The sequence below is a fragment of the Kribbella catacumbae DSM 19601 genome (assembly GCF_000372465.1).
In the GTDB taxonomy this organism is placed as follows: domain Bacteria; phylum Actinomycetota; class Actinomycetes; order Propionibacteriales; family Kribbellaceae; genus Kribbella; species Kribbella catacumbae.
Genome location: NZ_AQUZ01000031.1, coordinates 42,975 through 60,714, shown reverse-complemented (window position 1 = coordinate 60,714; position 17,740 = coordinate 42,975). Strand labels below are relative to the sequence as shown.

The 17,740-nt window shown below is 66.8% G+C and carries 22 protein-coding genes; 14 read left to right on the top strand and 8 right to left on the bottom strand.

The annotated features are described in order from the left end of the window. The first annotated feature begins 1 nt into the window (after position 1). Positions 2-952, top strand: coding sequence for a carbohydrate ABC transporter permease (locus A3ES_RS0128160; RefSeq protein ID WP_020390188.1), 951 nt, complete (start codon positions 2-4; stop codon positions 950-952). Then, positions 949-1,785, top strand: a complete 837-nt coding sequence (locus A3ES_RS0128155) for a carbohydrate ABC transporter permease (RefSeq protein ID WP_020390187.1) — start codon at positions 949-951, stop codon at positions 1,783-1,785. Before A3ES_RS0128160 ends, A3ES_RS0128155 begins: the two co-directional genes overlap by 4 nt. A 316-nt stretch (positions 1,786-2,101) precedes the next feature. Here the strand turns inward: A3ES_RS0128155 and A3ES_RS0128150 are convergent, their stop codons facing one another. Beyond that, on the bottom strand, positions 2,102-2,767 hold the full coding sequence (locus A3ES_RS0128150; RefSeq protein ID WP_020390186.1) for a pyrimidine 5'-nucleotidase: 666 nt from the start codon (positions 2,765-2,767) through the stop codon (positions 2,102-2,104). 51 nt (positions 2,768-2,818) lie between these two features. Between A3ES_RS0128150 and A3ES_RS0128145 the strand changes: the two genes are divergently transcribed. From A3ES_RS0128145 to A3ES_RS0128135, 3 genes are all read left to right on the top strand, one after another. Beyond that, positions 2,819-3,586 carry an SDR family NAD(P)-dependent oxidoreductase gene (locus A3ES_RS0128145; protein WP_020390185.1) on the top strand — a complete coding sequence of 256 codons (768 nt, stop codon included), beginning with the start codon at positions 2,819-2,821 and terminating at the stop codon, positions 3,584-3,586. An 80-nt stretch (positions 3,587-3,666) separates the two neighbouring features. Continuing rightward, a complete protein-coding gene (locus A3ES_RS0128140; protein ID WP_157630784.1) occupies positions 3,667-4,251 on the top strand; it encodes a hypothetical protein in 585 nt (194 codons plus the stop codon). Between the two features lie 28 nt (positions 4,252-4,279). After that, positions 4,280-4,813: a tetratricopeptide repeat protein gene (locus A3ES_RS0128135; RefSeq protein ID WP_020390183.1), complete on the top strand. Its 534-nt coding sequence runs from the start codon at positions 4,280-4,282 to the stop codon at positions 4,811-4,813. Here A3ES_RS0128135 and A3ES_RS0128130 read toward each other — a convergent pair. After that, positions 4,810-5,670, bottom strand: coding sequence for an SDR family oxidoreductase (locus A3ES_RS0128130; RefSeq protein WP_020390182.1), 861 nt, complete (start codon positions 5,668-5,670; stop codon positions 4,810-4,812). The two genes, A3ES_RS0128135 and A3ES_RS0128130, sit on opposite strands and share 4 nt — an antisense overlap. Before the next feature lie 121 nt (positions 5,671-5,791). On the opposite strand from A3ES_RS0128130, the gene A3ES_RS0128125 reads away from it, so the two are divergent. After that, complete coding sequence (locus tag A3ES_RS0128125; RefSeq protein WP_020390181.1) at positions 5,792-6,160, top strand: winged helix-turn-helix transcriptional regulator; 369 nt, start codon at positions 5,792-5,794, stop codon at positions 6,158-6,160. Positions 6,161-6,162: 2 nt separating this feature from the next. Here A3ES_RS0128125 and A3ES_RS0128120 read toward each other — a convergent pair whose 3' ends face one another. The 6 genes from A3ES_RS0128120 to tdh all read right to left on the bottom strand — a co-directional run bounded on the left by A3ES_RS0128120 (position 6,163) and on the right by tdh (position 12,018). Then, complete coding sequence (locus tag A3ES_RS0128120) at positions 6,163-7,071, bottom strand: LysR family transcriptional regulator (RefSeq protein WP_020390180.1); 909 nt, start codon at positions 7,069-7,071, stop codon at positions 6,163-6,165. Between the two features lie 49 nt (positions 7,072-7,120). After that, on the bottom strand, positions 7,121-7,945 hold the full coding sequence (locus A3ES_RS0128115) for an aldo/keto reductase (protein ID WP_026163271.1): 825 nt from the start codon (positions 7,943-7,945) through the stop codon (positions 7,121-7,123). A 62-nt stretch (positions 7,946-8,007) separates the two neighbouring features. Further along, complete coding sequence (locus A3ES_RS0128110; protein ID WP_020390178.1) at positions 8,008-9,093, bottom strand: winged helix DNA-binding domain-containing protein; 1,086 nt, start codon at positions 9,091-9,093, stop codon at positions 8,008-8,010. Positions 9,094-9,171: 78 nt separating this feature from the next. Next, a complete protein-coding gene (locus tag A3ES_RS0128105; RefSeq protein WP_020390177.1) occupies positions 9,172-9,738 on the bottom strand; it encodes a hypothetical protein in 567 nt (188 codons plus the stop codon). Between the two features lie 55 nt (positions 9,739-9,793). Next, a complete protein-coding gene (locus A3ES_RS0128100) occupies positions 9,794-10,975 on the bottom strand; it encodes a glycine C-acetyltransferase (protein WP_020390176.1) in 1,182 nt (393 codons plus the stop codon). Beyond that, complete coding sequence (gene tdh / locus A3ES_RS0128095) at positions 10,975-12,018, bottom strand: L-threonine 3-dehydrogenase (RefSeq protein ID WP_020390175.1); 1,044 nt, start codon at positions 12,016-12,018, stop codon at positions 10,975-10,977. Before tdh ends, A3ES_RS0128100 begins: the two co-directional genes overlap by 1 nt. A gap of 107 nt (positions 12,019-12,125) precedes the next feature. Between tdh and A3ES_RS0128090 the strand changes: the two genes are divergently transcribed. The 8 genes from A3ES_RS0128090 (at position 12,126) to A3ES_RS0128060 (ending at position 17,740) form a co-directional block, all read left to right on the top strand. After that, complete coding sequence (locus A3ES_RS0128090) at positions 12,126-12,758, top strand: class E sortase (protein ID WP_157630783.1); 633 nt, start codon at positions 12,126-12,128, stop codon at positions 12,756-12,758. Positions 12,759-12,960: 202 nt separating this feature from the next. After that, positions 12,961-13,644, top strand: a complete 684-nt coding sequence (locus A3ES_RS54355; RefSeq protein ID WP_157630782.1) for a hypothetical protein — start codon at positions 12,961-12,963, stop codon at positions 13,642-13,644. A gap of 81 nt (positions 13,645-13,725) precedes the next feature. Next, positions 13,726-14,319 (top strand): hypothetical protein, encoded by a 594-nt coding sequence (locus A3ES_RS54350; RefSeq protein WP_157630781.1) that lies wholly within the window; start codon positions 13,726-13,728, stop codon positions 14,317-14,319. Between the two features lie 19 nt (positions 14,320-14,338). Then, entirely contained in the window at positions 14,339-14,827 is a 489-nt protein-coding gene (locus A3ES_RS0128080) for a hypothetical protein (RefSeq protein ID WP_169501812.1), read from the top strand. A 55-nt stretch (positions 14,828-14,882) separates the two neighbouring features. Beyond that, positions 14,883-15,431 (top strand): orotate phosphoribosyltransferase, encoded by a 549-nt coding sequence (gene pyrE / locus A3ES_RS0128075; protein ID WP_020390171.1) that lies wholly within the window; start codon positions 14,883-14,885, stop codon positions 15,429-15,431. Further along, positions 15,428-16,132: a hypothetical protein gene (locus A3ES_RS0128070; RefSeq protein WP_020390170.1), complete on the top strand. Its 705-nt coding sequence runs from the start codon at positions 15,428-15,430 to the stop codon at positions 16,130-16,132. Before pyrE ends, A3ES_RS0128070 begins: the two co-directional genes overlap by 4 nt. 37 nt (positions 16,133-16,169) lie before the next feature. Next, on the top strand, positions 16,170-16,850 hold the full coding sequence (locus A3ES_RS48740) for a hypothetical protein (protein WP_020390169.1): 681 nt from the start codon (positions 16,170-16,172) through the stop codon (positions 16,848-16,850). 65 nt (positions 16,851-16,915) lie between these two features. After that, positions 16,916-17,740, top strand: coding sequence for a LemA family protein (locus tag A3ES_RS0128060; RefSeq protein WP_020390168.1), 825 nt, complete (start codon positions 16,916-16,918; stop codon positions 17,738-17,740).

The window sequence follows — 17,740 nt, the reverse complement described above, 5'->3', positions numbered from 1 at the left end:
GATGGCTCTGACCGAGACGGACCGGCCGGTGCGGCAGACGCCGCCGCGGCGGCCGGTCACCCGGCGCCGCCAGTTCACCGGGCGGACCGCGCTGACCCTGTTCCTTTTCATGCTGCCTGCGATCGCTTTCGTCGGCATGTTCACCTACTACCCGTTGGCCAACGGCATCTCGATGGCCTTCCGCAACTACAACCTGAACGATCTGTCCGACACGTCCTGGGTCGGGCTGAAGAACTTCAGCACGCTGCTGCACGACGAGATGTTCCGCGGCACGGTGAAGAACTCGCTGATCTGGGTGGCCGGGTCGCTGATCCCGCAGTTCCTGATCGGCTTCACGATGGCGTTGTGGCTGCGGCGGAAGTTCCGCTTCCGCGGTGCGTACCAGGCGCTGGTGTTCTTCCCCTGGGCGGTGTCGGGCTTCCTGATCGGCATCCTGTTCCGCTGGATGTTCAACGGCGAGTTCGGCGTCGTCAACGACCTGCTGATGAAGACACACCTGATCAGTACGCCGGTGCCGTGGCTGGCCGACGCGAAGTACGCGATGGTCGCGGTCATCGTCGCGAACGTCTGGTACGGCGTGACGTTCTTCGCGATCATGATCCTGGCCGCGCTGCAGTCGGTGCCCGAGGAACTCTACGAGGCCTCGGCGATCGACGGTGCCGGCAAGGTCCGGACGCTGTTCAGCATCACCATCCCGTCGATCCGGACGACGCTGGCGCTGACCGTATTGCTGCGGGTGATCTGGATCTTCAACTCACCCGAGCTGATCTTCGGGATGACCGGTGGCGGTCCGGCGAACGAGACGCACATCGTCACGTCGTACATGATCCAGGTGACCCAGGAGGGTGACTACGGGCGTGCTTCGGCGATGGGCGTGATGGTGGTCTTCGTACTGATGCTGTTCGCGATCTTCTACCTGCTGTCCATCCGGCCACGGAAGGCGATGAGATGATCCGCGACTACAGCACCGGCGGGCGGATCGCGCGGTTCATCGGACTCGGCCTCTGCCTGCTGATCACGATCTTCCCGCTCTACTGGATCCTGGTCACGTCGTTCAAGGATCCGGGCACGATCTTCGCCTATCCCTTGAAATACTGGCCTTCGGACTGGTCGCTGGCCAACTACCGAGGGTTGTTCGAGCAGTCGAACTTCGCGGTCTTCCTGGGCAACAGCCTGATCGTGTCGCTGGTCGCGGCCGCGTTCGCGACGGTGATCTCGCTGCTCGCGGCGTACGTGCTGGCTCGTTTCGAGTTCGCTTCCAAGGGTGCGGTGATGGGTGCGTTCCTGGTCACCCAGATGATTCCCGGGTTCATCGCGCTCGGCTCGCTCTACATCCTGATGACGAGGCTCTACCTGGTCGACAACCGCTGGGGCCTGGTGCTGGTCTACGTCGCGGTCTCGATCCCGCTCTGCACGGTGATGCTGCGCGGCTTCTTCGAGAACGTGCCGGCCTCGCTCGAGGAGGCGGCGATGGTGGACGGCTGCTCGCGGCTGTCGGCGCTGTTCCGCGTGCTGGTGCCGGTGATGACGCCGGGCATCGCGGCGTCGTTCATCTTCAACTTCGTGAACTGCTGGAACGAACTGTTCCTCTCGGTCACGTTGATGAACAGCGACAGCAACAAGACGATCCCGGCCGCGCTGAACGGCTTCATCAGCAGCTACAACATCGACTGGGGGTCGATGTCGGCCGCGGCGGTGCTGTCGATCATCCCGACGATGGTGCTGTTCGCCTTCGCCAGCCGCTACATCGTCGAAGGCCTGACCGCCGGCGCCGTCAAAGAGTGAAGACCGCGGATACTGTCCCGACCGACAGGACATGGTCCTCAAATGGCGACCTGCCGCCGCTCTCGTGAGCGTGGCGCCCGGTCGAACGGACGACTATGTCCTGTCGATCGGGACAGGATCCGCCCAACCCGGCCACCACTTCGCCGGACTTGACCGCCGCCCGGTCAGCCCGGCACCCAAACGCCGGCAGGGCACCGGACACGAAGGGCCCGGACGGCTGTGCACGCACAGCCCGGTGCGGATGCCCCGACACGCCGAGGGAAGCGTTTGCTGGCCGGACCGGGGTGTGCGTGGCCGTCCCGCGCCCTCCCGGCGCTTAGCCCGGGGGGTTGCGCAGAGCGTGAAGGAACGGGGCCAACTGCCACACCCGCCAACGTCGCGGTGCCACCACCTGGTACTGCGCGGTGCCGGGTGCGGCCTCGCCGCCGACGTGGATGGTCGCCATCCCCAGCTCTTCCGGCACCGTCAGGTTCACGGCCAGATCGTCGAAGAAGGCCGCGCGGCTGGGGTCGATGGCGAACCGCTCGACGAAACGCTGGTAGCTCTGCGGGTAGGGCTTCGGGATCAGCTCGCCGGCCAGGATGTCGAACACGCCGTCGAAATGATCAGCCAGGCCGAGCCGGGGCAGCGCCTGCTCGGCGTGGTACGCGGATCCGTTGGTGAACACGAACTTGCGTCCCGGGAGGGCCGCGATCGCGTCGACCAGGAGCGGGTCGGGGCGTAGTACGGAGTAGTCGATGCGGTGCTCGAAGGCGAGGTAGTCGGCCGCCTCGATGCCCTCGGTCGTCATCAGCCCGCGCAAGGTGGTGCCGTGGGAGGCGATCAGTTCGGCCTGGATCCGGCGGGCGCCGGCCTCGTCCGTACCGAAGTACTCGCTGAGGTATGCCCGAATGTGCGACTTCATCTGGTCGGCCAGGCCGTTGCCCGGCGGGTACAAGGTGTCGTCGAGGTCCAGCACCCAGGTGTCGACATCGGCCAGCATCAGTCCAGAGTAGTGACAGACTGGACTGTCATCGACGGGAGGACTGAAGCTGTGGCGACCGCGCTCATCACAGGACCTACTGCCGGGATCGGGCGAGCCTTCGCGGACAAGCTGGCGATCGAGGGCTACGACCTGGTGCTGGTGGCGCGCGACGAGGCGAGGCTGAAGGAGGTCGCCACCGAGATCACCCTGCTGCACGGCGTCGCCTGCGAGGTACTGCCGGCGGACCTGACCGAACCCGACCAGCTCGCCGTCGTCGAGGAGCGCTTCCGGACCGGGCCGATCGAAGTACTGGTGAACAACGCCGGTTTCGGGCAGAAGAAACCCTTCTGGGCGAACCCGGTCGAGGTCGAGGAGAAGCAGTTCGATCTGCTCGTGCGCGTCGTCCTGCGGCTCACCCACGCGGCCGTGTTGCCGATGATCGAGCGCGGCTCCGGTGCGGTCGTCAACGTCTCGTCGGTGGCAGGCTTCATACAGCGCGGTAGCTACAGCGCGCACAAGTCGTGGGTGACGAACTTCTCCGCCGGCCTGGCCGTCGAGCTGCACGCCAAGGGCGTCGCGGTGATGGCGTTGTGTCCGGGGTTCGTGCACACCGAGTTCCACGCGCGGATGGAGATGGACAAGACGATCATCCCGTCCTTCCTGTGGCTCGACGCGACCGAGCTGGTCGATGCGGCCTGGGCCGACCTGATGCAAGGCAAGGCGATCTCGATCCCCAGCTGGCGCTACAAGCTCATCGTCGCCGCGGCCCGCTACACCCCCAGAACCCTGATCGCCCGCGTCTCCACCATCGGCCTGGACGGACGCCGCCGCACCTGACCAAATGCGGTACCAACCAAACAGTTCTCGCTAGCGTCCATAAGACCAAGAGAAGCATCGGCGAGAAGGTTGGTCGGGACATGTCCGCACGCGGATGGAGGAGCGCTCAGCTGGCCGGGGTCGCCGCGATGGGTCTCATGTTGGTGGCCTGCGGCAACGACACCAAGCCGTCCGGCGGCGGTGCACCAGCCGGTACGCCGACGCTGACGCCGAGCATCTCCGGCTTGCCGAGCACGAACCCCAGCGGTGGACCGCCCAAGCCCTCACCGTTGCCGCCCGGCAGCCTGAGCCGCAACTTCACCACCGAGCTGGACGCCTCCGGCGGTCAGTGGCTGACCCGGTACGCCGATGCCAAGGCCGCGCGGGCGGCGTACGACAAGATCATCAAGACGATCAAGTCCTGCAAGGCGGCGGTCCCGGCTCCGACCCACGCGCGCAAGCTCACCGAGAACCGCACCCTTCCGCTCGGCGACGCGACCCAGCTCCTCCGCTGGTACGACTACCCCCTGCCCTCCGACCCAGGCAGCGAGGACGGCGGCTTCCCCTCCGCGATCACCTTGCAGGGCAGGATCGTCAGCGTGCTGTCCTTCCGCGAAATGGGCCCCGGCATCAAGCCCGCCAACTTCGACCGCATCACCCGAACCGCCGCCGCCCACCTCGCCTGATTCCAGGCCGAGCCTTTAGCCTGGCTGCATGCGGATCTCAGGATCCACCGCCCCGCCCGCCGGCATCGCTGCCGGGGCACTGGGCGACCTGGCTGGACAGCGCGCGGCCTTCGACCGCGCCGCCGCCGTCCATCGCGAGCGGGGTACTGGCCAGATCCCGATGCTCCACCACGAGCAGATGGGGATGTCGCTGGTGGAGAGCCATCAGTACGACGCCGGCTGGCCGATGCTGACCGAAGCGCTGGAGCGGGCCCGGGCCGCCGAGTTGCCGTTGATCGAATTCGATCTGCTGTCCGATTTCGGGAGAGGCTGGTCTTTGCGGGGCGATCATTACCAGGCCCGGGAGCAGTTCGAACAAGCTCTGGAGATCGCTACCCGCTTTCCGGGCGAGAACCTGGAGGCCAAAGCGCGGGACCGCCTCGGCAGGACGCTGCTCGCACTCGGCAGGCCTGAGGAGGCTCGCACGCACTGGCAGCGTGCGGTGGTCCTGTACCGCCAGGTCGCCGACCCGGCGGCCGATGAGGTCCAGGACCAGCTCGACGGTCTAGCCGCCAGGAGTTAGCCCAGCAGCTTGGTGATCGTGGTCGCGATCGGGGTGGTGGGGCGGCCGGTCAGGCGGGAGAGGTCGCCTGGGGTCGCGGAGAGGACGCCCGCGCTCATCGCGGTGTCGACGTCGGCAAGCACCTCGGCGAGGTCTTCGGGGAGTCCGGCGGCGAGCAGGCCGGCCAGGATCTCCTTCTGTGGCAGGGACTGGTGGACGACCGGCTTGCCGGTCTGACGCGAGAGCTCGGCGGCGAACTCGCCGAACGTCCAGGCGACGTCGCCGCCCAGCTCGTAGGCCTTGTTGAGGTGGCCGTCCGTGCTCATCACGACCGCGGCGGCAGCGGCGTAGTCCTCGCGCGTCGCGGTGGCCAGTCGGGCGTCGGGCGAGGCGCCGTTCACGATCGCGCCGCTCTGGACTGCGTCGGCGACGTCGCGGACGGCCAGTTCGGTGTACCAGTTGTTGCGCAGGAAGGTGTACGGGAGGCCGGAGCCGAGGATGAGCTGTTCGGTCGCCTGGTGCTCCGCGGCGAGCAGCATTTCGGCCTTCGGGCCGCCGAAGACGCTGGTGTAGGCGAGCTGGGCGACGCCGGCTGCCTTGGCCCCGGCGATGACCACGGTGTGCTGGGGGATCCGGCGGCCGAGGTCGGTGCCGGAGATCAGCAGGACGCGGTCGCCCGCGCTGAAGACCTCGTCGAAGGTCGAGGGCTCGTCGTAGTCCGCGATCGCGACCTTGACGCCCTCGGCCGCGAGGTCGGCGGCCTTCTCCTTGCTGCGGGCAACGGCCGTGATGCCGTCGGCGGGAATGCCGGCTGCTAGCAGGTCGGCGATGACGAGGCGGCCGAGCTGGCCGGTGGCGCCGGTGATGACGATGCTCATCTGAGGTGCTTTCCGTAGAGTTTTGAGTACTGAGGCACTAACTCTAAGGTGGGTACTATCTTCCCAACAGTACCCACTTTGAAGTAAGGTACTGATGTTCAAGTAAGCAGGAGGTGGACCGATGACCGAGGCACTCATCCCGGACGTGGTCCGGATGGACTGTCCGTCCCGTCCGATCCTCGAGCACGTCACCAGTCGCTGGGGCACCCTGGTGCTGATCGTCCTGCTCGAGCGGTCGTACCGGTTCAGCGAGCTGCGCCGGCGGGTCGGCGGGGTCAGCGAGAAGATGCTCGCCCAGACCCTGCAGACGCTGGAGCGCGACGGTTTCGTACTGCGTGACGCGAAGCCCGTCATTCCGCCCCGGGTCGACTACTCGCTCACACCGGTGGGCGAGGAGGTAGCCCGCCAGGTCCGGAGCCTGGCCTTCTGGGTGGAGTCCAAGGTCCCCGCCGTCCTGGAGGCCCGCACCACGTACGACGCTCGCGGATAGCTTCAGAGCAGCTTCTCGGCGGCCTCTCCGAGGGCGGAGATGGTGGCGGCGATCAGCGGGTTGCCGATCCGGCCCGTGCGGACGGCGACGAAGACCCGGCGGGTGGGGGCCGGCTCGGTGAGGGGGCGGATCACCGCAGTACCGGCTTCGCTGTCGCGCAAGGCCAGGCGGGGGACGAGTGAGACGCCTGCGCCGGCCGCGACCAGGGCGGCGACCGCGCGGAAGTCGTCGGAGGTGTGCACGATCCGTGGCCGGAACCCGGCCTGTTCACAGGCCAGGAGGACCACGTCGCGGATCGGGTTCCCCGCCGACGTGGTCACCCAGTTGTCGGCGGCAAGGGCGGTCAGGTCGACGGTGGTGGCCTCGGCGGCACGGTGGCTTGACGGCAGCAAGGCCACGAAAGGCTCGGCGTACAAGGGGATTCGGGTCAGGCGTTCGTCGTCGGGTCGTGGCGAGCCGCGATGCTCGACGGCGACGGCGAGCTCCACCTCGCCGTCGAGCAGTTGGGTGATGCCTTGGTGGCCTTCGACGTCGCGGACGACCAGGCGCAGGCCCGGCGTACTGGCTCGGAGGCTGGTCAGCGAAGGGGCGACGAGGAGGCTGATCGCGGTGGCGAAGGCGGCTACCCGGATCTCGCCGGTGGCGCCTTCGGCGTGCCGGCGCATGGCTTCTTCGGCGCGTTCGACTTCGGTGAGGATCGTGTCGGCGTGGGTCAGGAGGAGGCGGCCGGCGGAGGTGATGGCGACTCGGCGGCCGCGGCGTTCGAGGAGTTCCTGGCCTACTTCGGATTCGAGGGCGGCGAGTTGCTGGGAGACGGCCGACGGGGTCAGGTGCAGGACCTCGGCGGCCGCGGTCACGGTGCCGTGGTCAGCAAGCGCTCGCAGTACTCGCAACCTGCGTACTTCGATCACGCAGGTCAGCTTCGCACAACGCCGTACTACGGCGCTTCTTGCAACTCGTCTAGCCGACGGTGTCGGGGTCGCCACCGACGCGGACGCCGGTCTCCAGGTCGGCGATCGCGGCCATGTCGTCGTTGTCCAGGGCGAAGTCGAAGACGTCGATGTTCTCCGCGATCCGGCTCGGCGTCTTGGACTTCGGGAGCACCACGTTGCCGAGTTGCAGGTGCCAGCGGATCGCCACCTGGGCGGCCGACTTGCCGTACTTGTCGCCGAGCTGCTTCAGCGCCGGGTTGTCGATCAGCCCACCCGAAGCCAGCGGGCTCCACGCCTGCGTGACGATGTCGTTCTCGGCGTTGAACGCGCGCAGCTCGTCCTGCGGCAGCTCCGGGTGCAACTCGATCTGGTTCACCGCCGGGCGCAGGTCGGTCTCGTCGAACAACCGTTGCAGGGCAGGGATGTGGAAGTTGGAGACGCCGATCGCGCGCACCCGCTTGTCGGCGTACAGCTGCTCGAACGCCTTCCAGGTCTCGACGTACTTGTCCTTCTTCAGCGCCTGCCAGTGGATCAGGTACAGGTCGACGGACTCCAGCCCGAGCCGGTCGAGGCTGGCGTCGAACGCCTTCAGGGTCGAGTCGTAGCCCTGGTCGCTGTTCCACAGCTTGGTGGTGATGAAGAGCTCGTCGCGGGGCAGCCCGGCGGCGGCGATGGCGCGGCCGACGCCCGCCTCGTTGCCGTAGATGGCGGCCGTGTCGACGTGCCGGTAGCCGGCCTCGAAGGCCGCTTCGACGACGCCGGTGACGATCTCGTCCTCGACCTGCCACACCCCCAGGCCCAGCTGCGGGATCTCGACGCCGTTGTCCAGAGTGATCATGGGGACTGTGCTCATCTGTCTATTCCACCGGCACAGGCGGCGCCAGCACAGTCATCCGACGTGTGACAACAACCTCATCAACTGGCCGTAACCACTTCGTAGGTCGCCGCATCGGGCTCCAGGAAGCGCAGCAACCCGGTCCCTTCACGCTCAAGCTCGGTCGCCGTCTTCTTCGGCGTCCGGCCGAACGGGGTGAGGGTGAGAGTGGCCACACCGCGCTTCTTCGCGGCTGTCCACAGGCCGGCGACGAGCCCGTCGACCAGGTACACCGACTTCACCCGCAGGTTCTTGGTGAACACCGCCGGGCGGTGCTCGTCGGCGATGATCCGCTCGCGCTTGGCATGTGCGAGCAGCAGATTGTCGAACTCCGGCAGGAACCTGACCGGCGCAGCCGTCTCCGGATCAGGCCGCGGCGCCCCCGGTACGTCGTACAGGGTCTTGCCGTTCTTGTCGGTGAACTCCTGTAGGTCGAGCTTGTCGAACACCGGCTTCGCCTTGGGCAACCCCGACCAGGTCTGGAAGTCAGCGGGCGTGGCCGGCCCGAACGCCTCCAGATATCGGACGACCAGCTCCTCCGGTACTGCGCTGTCCTGCGGCTCAGCACCGAGCCAGTCCGCCGCGGGGGTGAAGCGTGAGTTCGCGGTGAAGCCCCAGCGGGTGTCGGCCGGGAACATCACCAGCGGCACCATCATCCGCGTGGTGAACCCGAGCGCCCGGTCGTTCACCTTCGGAAACTGCTCCCGCAGCGCATCCCTGACCTCGGTGAACGTCAACGGCTCCGCAGCCAACAGTTTCTCCGCCGCGGCGACCACCTTGTCCGCCTCAAGCCCCTCGCCCCGATCCCCGAGGATCCGCAGCCCCGCCTCGAGTACCGGACTGATCGTGTTCCGAAACCGCAGGTAGTCAGCCGCCGTCACCAGATGCAACGTCCCCCGGAACATCGTCGCCCGGACCACCTCGCGCGCCCCAACAGCGGCCGTCAGGTCCTCATCCGCAAACCCACCAACCCGCGACCACAACCCCACATACGGATGCTTGGCCTCCTGCCCCTGCATCCCCACCAACCGCCCTACCGCCTCCACCGCGGAAACCTCAGCCCGCCCCAACAACAACTGCCGCGCCAGTGTGGCCCGGTTCACTGCCCGCGCACTCAACACCGCCATGTGCCCATCCTGCCGCCACCCACCGACAGCCTCGTCATCACGCAGAGTGAGACCCAGAGCGTTGCCGCCGAAGCCGGATCAGCTGTAGTCGGACTCGTCGTACTTCGGCAAGCCGAGCAGTTTGCGGATCTCCGCGGCGGGATTGTTGCCGCCGGCTGCGGAGGCGCGGCGGATGTGGCCGGCCATCTCGCTGAGGCTGTCGGACGCCGCGACCTTCAGCCAGTACGGTCTGGCGGTGGCGTCAGCCTTGGCCAGCTCCCGGATCTGGGCGGCGACGGAGGTTGGCCAGGCGATCGACAGCAGCAGCCGCGATTCGGCCAGATTCGTGGCAGCGACGGACCGGGCCCGGGCGCGGAGCGTCTGCACCGAGGAACCGCTGTTAGCTGCCTTCTCGAACCGCTCCAGCGCGACGTTGTACGGCCGCGTCACCGTCAGGTATCGCTTGCCTGCCTGAGCTGTCGTCAGGCGCGCCGGCGTCGGCCTTGCAGTCACTATCGGCGTACTGCGGGGTGCCGCCGACGGCTCCGCACTCGACACAGCCGACGTACTTGAGGTCACCACCGCGACAGGCTGGTTCCCGCCGGCACCACACCCGGCGACACCCAGCAATCCGACAACACCGGCGATGGCCAGCACTCCGCGCATAACACTCCCTCACCCAGACGAACCGGATCACCGTAGTCCCAAAAAGCGCGACTACCTAGCTGAGCGCGGCGCGGGCCTCGATGAAGGCTGCGATGGTGCGCTCTACGTCTTCGGTGGAGTGCGCGGCTGAGAGTTGGGTGCGGATCCGGGCCTTGCCGTGTGGGACGACGGGGTAGGAGAAGCCGATCACGTAGACGCCGAGCTCCAGGAGTTTGTCGGCCAGGCGGCCGGCTTCGGCGGCGTCGCCGATCATCACCGGGGAGATCGGGTGATCGCCGGGGAGGATGTCGAAGCCCGCCTCGGTCATCTTCGTGCGGAAGAGCTTGGTGTTCGCGGCGAGCCTGTCGCGCAGGTCCGTCGAGCCGCCGATCAGCTGCAGCGCTTTCAGCGACGCCGCGGTCACGGACGGGGCCAGCGAGTTCGAGAACAGGTACGGACGGGACCGCTGGCGGAGCAGCTCGACGATCTCGCGACGGGCGGAGACGTAACCACCGGACGCGCCACCGAGCGCCTTGCCGAGCGTGCCGGTGAGGACGTCGATCCGGTCCTGTACGCCGAACAGCGACGGAGTACCGGCGCCGTCCGGGCCGACGAACCCGACAGCATGCGAGTCGTCGACCATCACCAGCGCGTCGTACCGCTCGGCCAGGTCGCAGATCTCGTCCAGCGGGGCGACGTACCCGTCCATCGAGAAGACGCCGTCGGTGGCGATCAGCCGGTACCGCGCGTCGGCCGCGTCCTTGAGCTGGGCCTCGAGGTCGGCCATGTCGCGGTTCTTGTAGCGGAAGCGCTTGGCCTTGGACAACCGGATGCCGTCGATGATGCTGGCGTGGTTGAGCTCGTCGGAGATGACCGCGTCCTCGGCGCCGAGCAGGGTCTCGAAAAGGCCGCCGTTGGCGTCGAAGCAAGAGCTGTAGAGGATCGTGTCCTGCTGGCCGAGGAAGGTGCTGAGGGCATCTTCCAGGTCCTTGTGGATCTGCTGCGTTCCGCAGATGAACCGGACCGACGCCATCCCGAAACCCCAACGATCCAAGGCGTCCCGGGCCGCCGCGATCACCTCGGGGTGGTCGGCCAGGCCGAGGTAGTTGTTGGCGCAGAAGTTCAGCACCTCCTTGCCGGAGGCAACCGAGATGGCGGCGTTCTGCGGTGAGCTGATCACCCGCTCGGACTTGTACAGCCCCGCGTCGCGGATCTCGCCGATCGTGGTCACCAGGTCATCGCGCATCCGGCCGAACATCAGTGCTTCTCCTCCAGGTTGGTCCAGTCCAGGATCACTTTGCCGCAGTCGCCCTGGCGGGCGACGTCGAAGGCCTGCTCGAAGTCGGCGTAGCCGAACCGGTGAGTGATCACCGGGCCGAGGTCGAGGCCGCGTTCCAGCATCACCGACATCGAGTACCAGGTCTCGAACATCTCCCGGCCGTAGATGCCCTTGATGGTCAGCATGTTGAGCACCACCGTGCTCCAGTCGATCGCGATCTCGTCGGCGGGCAGGCCGAGCATCGCGATCTTGCCGCCGTGGTTCATGTTCGCCAGCATGTCGCGCAACGCGGCCGGCTGGCCGGACATCTCCATCCCGACGTCGAACCCCTCGCGCATCCCCAGCTCGCGCTGGGCGTCGGCGATGGTCTGCTCGCGCACGTTCACCGCGTGCGTGACGCCGATCTTGCGGGCCAGATCGAGCCGGTAGTCGGACAGGTCGGTGATCACCACGTTGCGCGCGCCGGCGTGCAGCGCGACGGCCGCGGCCATGATGCCGATCGGGCCGGCGCCGGTGATCAGCACGTCCTCGCCGACGACGGGGAACGACAGCGCCGTGTGTACCGCGTTGCCGAACGGGTCGAAGATCGCGGCGACGTCGAGGTCGACCGGATCGCGGTGCACCCAGACGTTCATGGCCGGCAGCTTCACGTACTCCGCGAACGCGCCCGCCACGTGCACCCCGAGGCCGCGCGTCTTGATGCACAGGTGCCGGCGGCCGGCCCGGCAGTTGCGGCAGCGGCCGCAGACGAGGTGCCCCTCGCCGCTGACCACGTCACCCACCGCGACGTCGCGGACACCCGCGCCGATCTCCACCACCTCGCCGGAGAACTCGTGCCCGGTGACCATCGGCACCGGCACGTTCTTCTGCGCCCAGGGGTCCCAGCTCTGGATGTGCAGATCGGTCCCGCACAGACCGGTTCGCAGTACCTTGATCAGTACTTCGTCCGCCTCGATCCGCGGCTCGGGGACGTCCTGCAACCAAAGTCCCGGCTTGCTCTCGGCCTTGACCAGCGCCTTCACCGCTACCTCCTAAATTCATTGCCGTTCACATCGTTATCCCCGGCCCTCACTCCCGTCCATCGACACGTCGTACACAGCCTGTGCAGTTCAACTGCATACTTGTGGTCATGGCACGGGGCGTCGTACGGGGATTGGGAGTCGTCCTGCTGGTGGCCGGGCTCGGGCTGCTCGGGTGGGTGGGGTGGCAGTACTTCGGTACCGGTATCACCTCGAACCACGCGATGGACGACCTCAAACGCGACCTGCACGACAACTGGCAGCCGTCGGCCCAGAATCCGCCGGCCAAGGCCGAAGCCGGTACGCCGATCGTGCTGCTGCGGATCCCCAAGTTCGGCAAGGACTGGGAGAAGCCTGTCGTGGAAGGTGTCGGCAAGAGCGACCTGACCCGCGGGATCGGGCACTACCCGCAGACCCAGTTGCCGGGGCAGCCGGGCAATTTCGCGGTCGCCGGGCACCGGGTCACGCACGGGTCGCCGTTCCGGAAATTGCTGGAGCTGACCAAGGGCGACCAGGTGATCGTGGAGACCGCCGACGCCGTCTACACCTACGAACTGGACGGCTCGCCCCGCGACCTGACCGTCAAACCGGCGGACAACTGGGTCCTCGAACCGGTCCCGGGCAAACCGCGCGAGACGCCGACCACGTCGATCATCACCCTCACCACCTGTCAGGACCTGTTCCACTCCCCGGACCGCTCGGTCGCCTTCGGCTACCTGGTGAAGGCGGACAAGAAGAACTGACCGCTTGTACGGCGCATCGCCGCAGACGGAGGGCTGATTTGCCGGATCATCCGTTAGGACATGAGTCGGTTCCTTAAGCCTGTCGCCCGTTGTCATTAAGAAACTGTCGGTGGCACCCCTTACTCTTGGTTATTGGCTGCGAACCGGGCGGGAGGATGGGCCCCGATGTCGTAGCCAACGCCGGATGCGACGAGGGGGATGGATGGCGAAGGCTGGGTGGAAATCTCCTGCCGAGCAGTGGGCGGAGCATTCACGGCCTGAAGCACAGAAAGCGCTGCAGCGAGCACGGCGGGGCGGATGGTGGCTTAAGAAATCGGCTGGCGGTGCCAAGGTTTGGGGCGCGATCACTTGCAGCGATCCGAACCTACCGGCGGACCAACGGTGTGCCACCATTGTCATGTCCACGTCGGGTTCTGCCGATGGGAGTGAAGCCGCGCGAGCACTCGATAGCTTTATGCGTAAATGTCCGCATGACCGGGTTGCCGTGCCGCGCGATCTGATGGTTCAGGCGAAGGCCCTGGTTGCCTCGGCTGGCAAAGCCTTGGAGGCGGCCCGCGCATTGATTGAAGCTCGCGGTCACCGTGAACTCATGGAGGACTTCCTCGCCGCGGCCATGGAGGCTTCGGATGAGGCGCAGCGACTGCTCGACCTGGCTACGGATCAGGAGGAGAGAGCGGTGACGGCTGAACACTCGGCCGGTCACTCCAGAAGCGAGGCTGGCGCGCCGGCCGATTCGGGGCCGATCGACCTTGCCAGGTTTGCCGAGACCCGCGCCATATCCGCGGCGCGGTTGGTCGCTGACGAGAAGGATAGGGAATCGCGGAGCCTCCGCAGTCGGTGCGAAGCCATCCGCTCTGAGGCCAAGATGATCATCGCCGACCTATGAGCATCCTCTGTTGGCAACTGCCAACAGAGGATGCTATCTTTGGCTTCGCGGGAAGAGCGGCCCGCGCTCAAAGGGGGAAGTATGTCCACTTACCAGATCTCGGTTTCTTACGATCGGCTGGATATTGAGGACCTGGATCGAATGGAACTGATTGCGGCGGCTGTGCCTGACGCGAGCTTTTGCGCTGTCGATGGCCAAACCAGGGTAGAGGCGACTCTGTCCGCGGACTCCGCCGTTGAAGCTGTCGAATCACTGGTCAACAGGATCAGGTCGGTTGATAATCTTGCTGAGCCGCTCCGACATGAATTGTCGCTCATGGCTGTGCCTGATATCGCGGTGATGGTGGGCGTAAACCGCGAAACTGTCCGCCTGTGGACAATCGGCAAACGTGGCCCCGGTAAGTTTCCCTCCGCGCTGGATTCTGTTGGCGACCGGGTGAGGGTCTGGGCTGCCCATGACGTATACCGATGGCTCGTTGACAACTCGATTCCTTGCCCAAGTGGCTATCCGCTTTCACCACACGAGGTAACCGACGCCAACAGGGCGATTCAGCGGATGCGGCACTGCTGGTCGAACAAGCCGACACTGGCGATGGTTCCTGAATGGACCATGGTGAGGCATGAAGAGGCTACTGTTCCGGTGATTCGTGGTACCCAAGATGCAGCCAGGTGCTGAGGTAGGCCGGACGGCTGCCGTGCAGCCTGCGAGCATCGATGATGAGCAGTTGAAGGCTCGAATGCAAGCATTGCTCGATCATTGCGAGCTTGCCAACATCCGACTGATCGAGTTCAGCGCCAAGAGGCATGAGGGCAGTGCCGAGCCGGTGGACGCGAGGCTTTCGTCCGAGGTCTCCTTCGTGGTGGGAAAGAGCTTCATGGCCAACCGCTTCACCTGGCAGCTGGATCTGGCCGATGGCGAGGGTGCCACCGTGGCCGAGTTGGCTGCGACCTTCGTGGTCGATTACGAGATCCTCGATGGCTTCGAGCCTGATGATGAGGCTGCCGACGCTATCGCCGGCAACACGGGCTTCTTTGCTGCCTATCCCTATGCTCGCGAACTGTTCCAATCTCATACCGCTCGGCTGCAACTGAACCCGCTCGTTCTTGGCATGCTGCTCAGGGGGGCCTCGCAGCCTCGAGCCGTGACGGCCGTAAAGGTCAGCAGCGCGGCGGTGGCAGACTAACCGACTACTGGGTTAGGCGTAGGGCGGAACCGGCGACCTTCTATGCTCGGGCGCTATGAGCTTTGATCGCGCTGCGTTGCTGGACCAGGTGAAGAACAAGGCGGTCGTGCACGGGCGGGTGACGCTGGCCTCGGGCAAGGAAGCCGACTACTACGTCGACCTGCGCCGGATCACGCTGGACGCCGAGGCGGCGCCGCTGATCGGGCCCGCGTTGCTGGAGCTGACCGCGGATCTCGAGTACGACGCCGTCGGCGGGCTGACCCTCGGGGCGGACCCGGTGGCGATGTCGATGCTGCACGCGGCCGCTCAGCAGGGCCGCAAGCTGGACGCGTTCGTCGTCCGCAAGGCTGAGAAGACGCACGGGCTGCAGCGCCGGATCGAGGGTCCGGACGTGAAGGGCCGCCGGGTGCTCGCGGTCGAGGACACTTCGACAACTGGTGGTTCGGTACTCACCGCGGTCGAGGCGTTGCGCGAGGCCGGTGCCGAGGTGGTCGCCGTCGCGGTGATCGTGGACCGGGCGACCGGCGCGCAGGAGAAGGTCGAGTCGGAGGGGCTGGAGTACCGCTCGGTGTTCGGCCTCGAGGAGCTTGGCCTCGGCTCGTGACCACGAGCATGGCGGTGATGGTCGTCGTCGGTCTGCTGGTCGTCGGCGTGGCTGCCTATGTCAGCCATGTGATGGCGAAGAAGCGGCGCGAGGAGTTCGCTGCCTTCGCCGCCCAGCTCGGCTTCAGCTATCAGCCGCAGAACCACGCGCTGGCCGGCCAGTGGGCCGGCACGCCGTTCCAGAAGGGTGACAACTGGCGGGTCCGCAATGTGCTCGCCGGTGGGTACCAGGGCCGGCAGATCGTTGCCTTCGACTACAGCTACCAGACCCACACGAGCAACGGGAAAGGCGGACGGCGGACCACGACGCACAAGTTCGGCGTCGTGGTGATGCAGTTGCCGGGCGCCCTGCCGAAGCTCGAGGTCACCCACGAGGGCATCTTCGGTGGCGCGGTGATGAACGCGCTGGGCTTCGCCGACCTCCAGTTCGAGAGCGAGCAGTTCAACCGCGCCTTCCGGGTGCTGGCCGACGACCAGCGCTTCGGGCACGCGGTGATCCACCCGCAGATGATGGAGATGCTGCTCACCCGCGGTGAGATCGGCTGGCGGATCGAGGGCAACTCCCTGGTCGGCTGGGACTCCGGCGCCCACTCACCCGTCGAGGTGATGAACCGCCTCCAGCTCCTGCAACTGGTCGTCGACAACGTCCCGCCGTACGTCTGGCGCGACTACGCCGGCATCGACCCCCGCGTCACCGGCTGACCGCGTGGTGACACCTACCGGCTGAGAAGCTCTGCCGGTGGACTACTCAGCTCTGCTGCCGCTACTCGTCATCGTCGCGGCCGCGGTCGTCAGCAACCTCTACCGCAAACGCCGGGCCGACGACCGGGGCCAGGCGGTCAGCACGATCGCCTCGAAGAGCGGCTGGCGGTACTACGATGCCGAGCCCGCGCTGGGCGACCGGTGGCCGGGTGACCCGTTCGGCCGGGGCGACCACCGGGACGTCGCCAACGTGATCCGCGGCAGCTGGGGAGCGCGGAAGTTCATCGCGTTCGACTACAGCTACGAGACCCGGCAGGGCTTGTTCCCGCAGGCCCGGGGCGCTGGGTGGGTCAACCGGTTCGGGGTCGTCGTGATGCAGCTGCCCGGGAGCCTGCCGTACCTGCAGGTGCAGCACGAGAACCTGCTGGGCGAGAAGGTCGCCGACCTGCTGACGGGTGAGCAGGACATCGCGTTCGAGAGCGAAGAGTTCAACCGGCTGTTCAGGATCACCGCCGACGACACGTGGTACGCGCGGGCAGTGATCCATCCGCGGATGATGAACCTGCTGATGGACCGCGGGGAGCTGGGCTGGCGGCTGTCGGGCGGCGACCTGATCGGCTGGCACCGCGGCCACCACACCGAGGAAGAACTCCGCCGTCGGCTGGACTTCCTGGCCACCCTGATCGAAGAGATCCCCCGGGACCAGTACGCGGGGTGAGTGGGGACGGACCTGGGCAGCGTTAGAGTCGCTGGGAGTCGTACCCAACACTCGGGAGCAGGGAAATGACCCTCGTCATCGTCATCATCGTCGCGATCGTCGTGATTCTGGCCATCGCGCTGATGGTCTCGTACAACCGGTTCGTCAAGCAGCGGAACCTGATCCAGGAGTCCTGGCGGCAGATCGACGTCGAGCTGCACCGGCGCTACGACCTGATCCCGAACCTGGTCGAGACCGTCCGGGCGTACGCCGCGCACGAGCGGCACGTGTTCGAGGAGGTCGCCCGGCTGCGCACCCAGGCGGTGAACGTGCAGGGCGCGAACCCGGAGCAGCGGGCCGCCGCCGAGGGTGAGCTGTCCGGCGCGCTGCGGCAGATGATGATCTCGGTCGAGGCCTACCCGCAGTTGCAGTCGAATCAGAACTTCCTCAACCTGCAGCGCGAGCTGACCGACACCGAGGACCGGATCGCGGCCGGCCGGCGCTTCTACAACGCCAACGTCGGCGACTACAACACCCGGATCGAGGCGTTCCCCTCGAACCTGATCGCGAACGGCTTCAAGTTCGAGAAGGCCGGCTACTTCGAGGTCAAGGACGAGCAGGTCCGCTCGGTCCCGCAGGTCTCGTTCGGCACCATCGGCTCGGTCGAGGGCGAGCAGCCGCAGCCGCAGATGCAGCCGGGCGTGCAGTCGTCGGGCCAGATCCAGCCGCAGATGCCGGGCCAGAACCAGGGTGGCTACCAGCAGCAGCAGCCGCAGTACCAGCAGCAGCCGCAGTTCCCGCCGGCCGGCGGTCAGCCGCCGTACCAGGGTCAGCCCCCGGTCGGCGGGCCGCCTGCGGGAGCCCCCGGTCCGAAGGACGGCCAGCCGCCCTTCACCGGCGGCGGTCAGTAA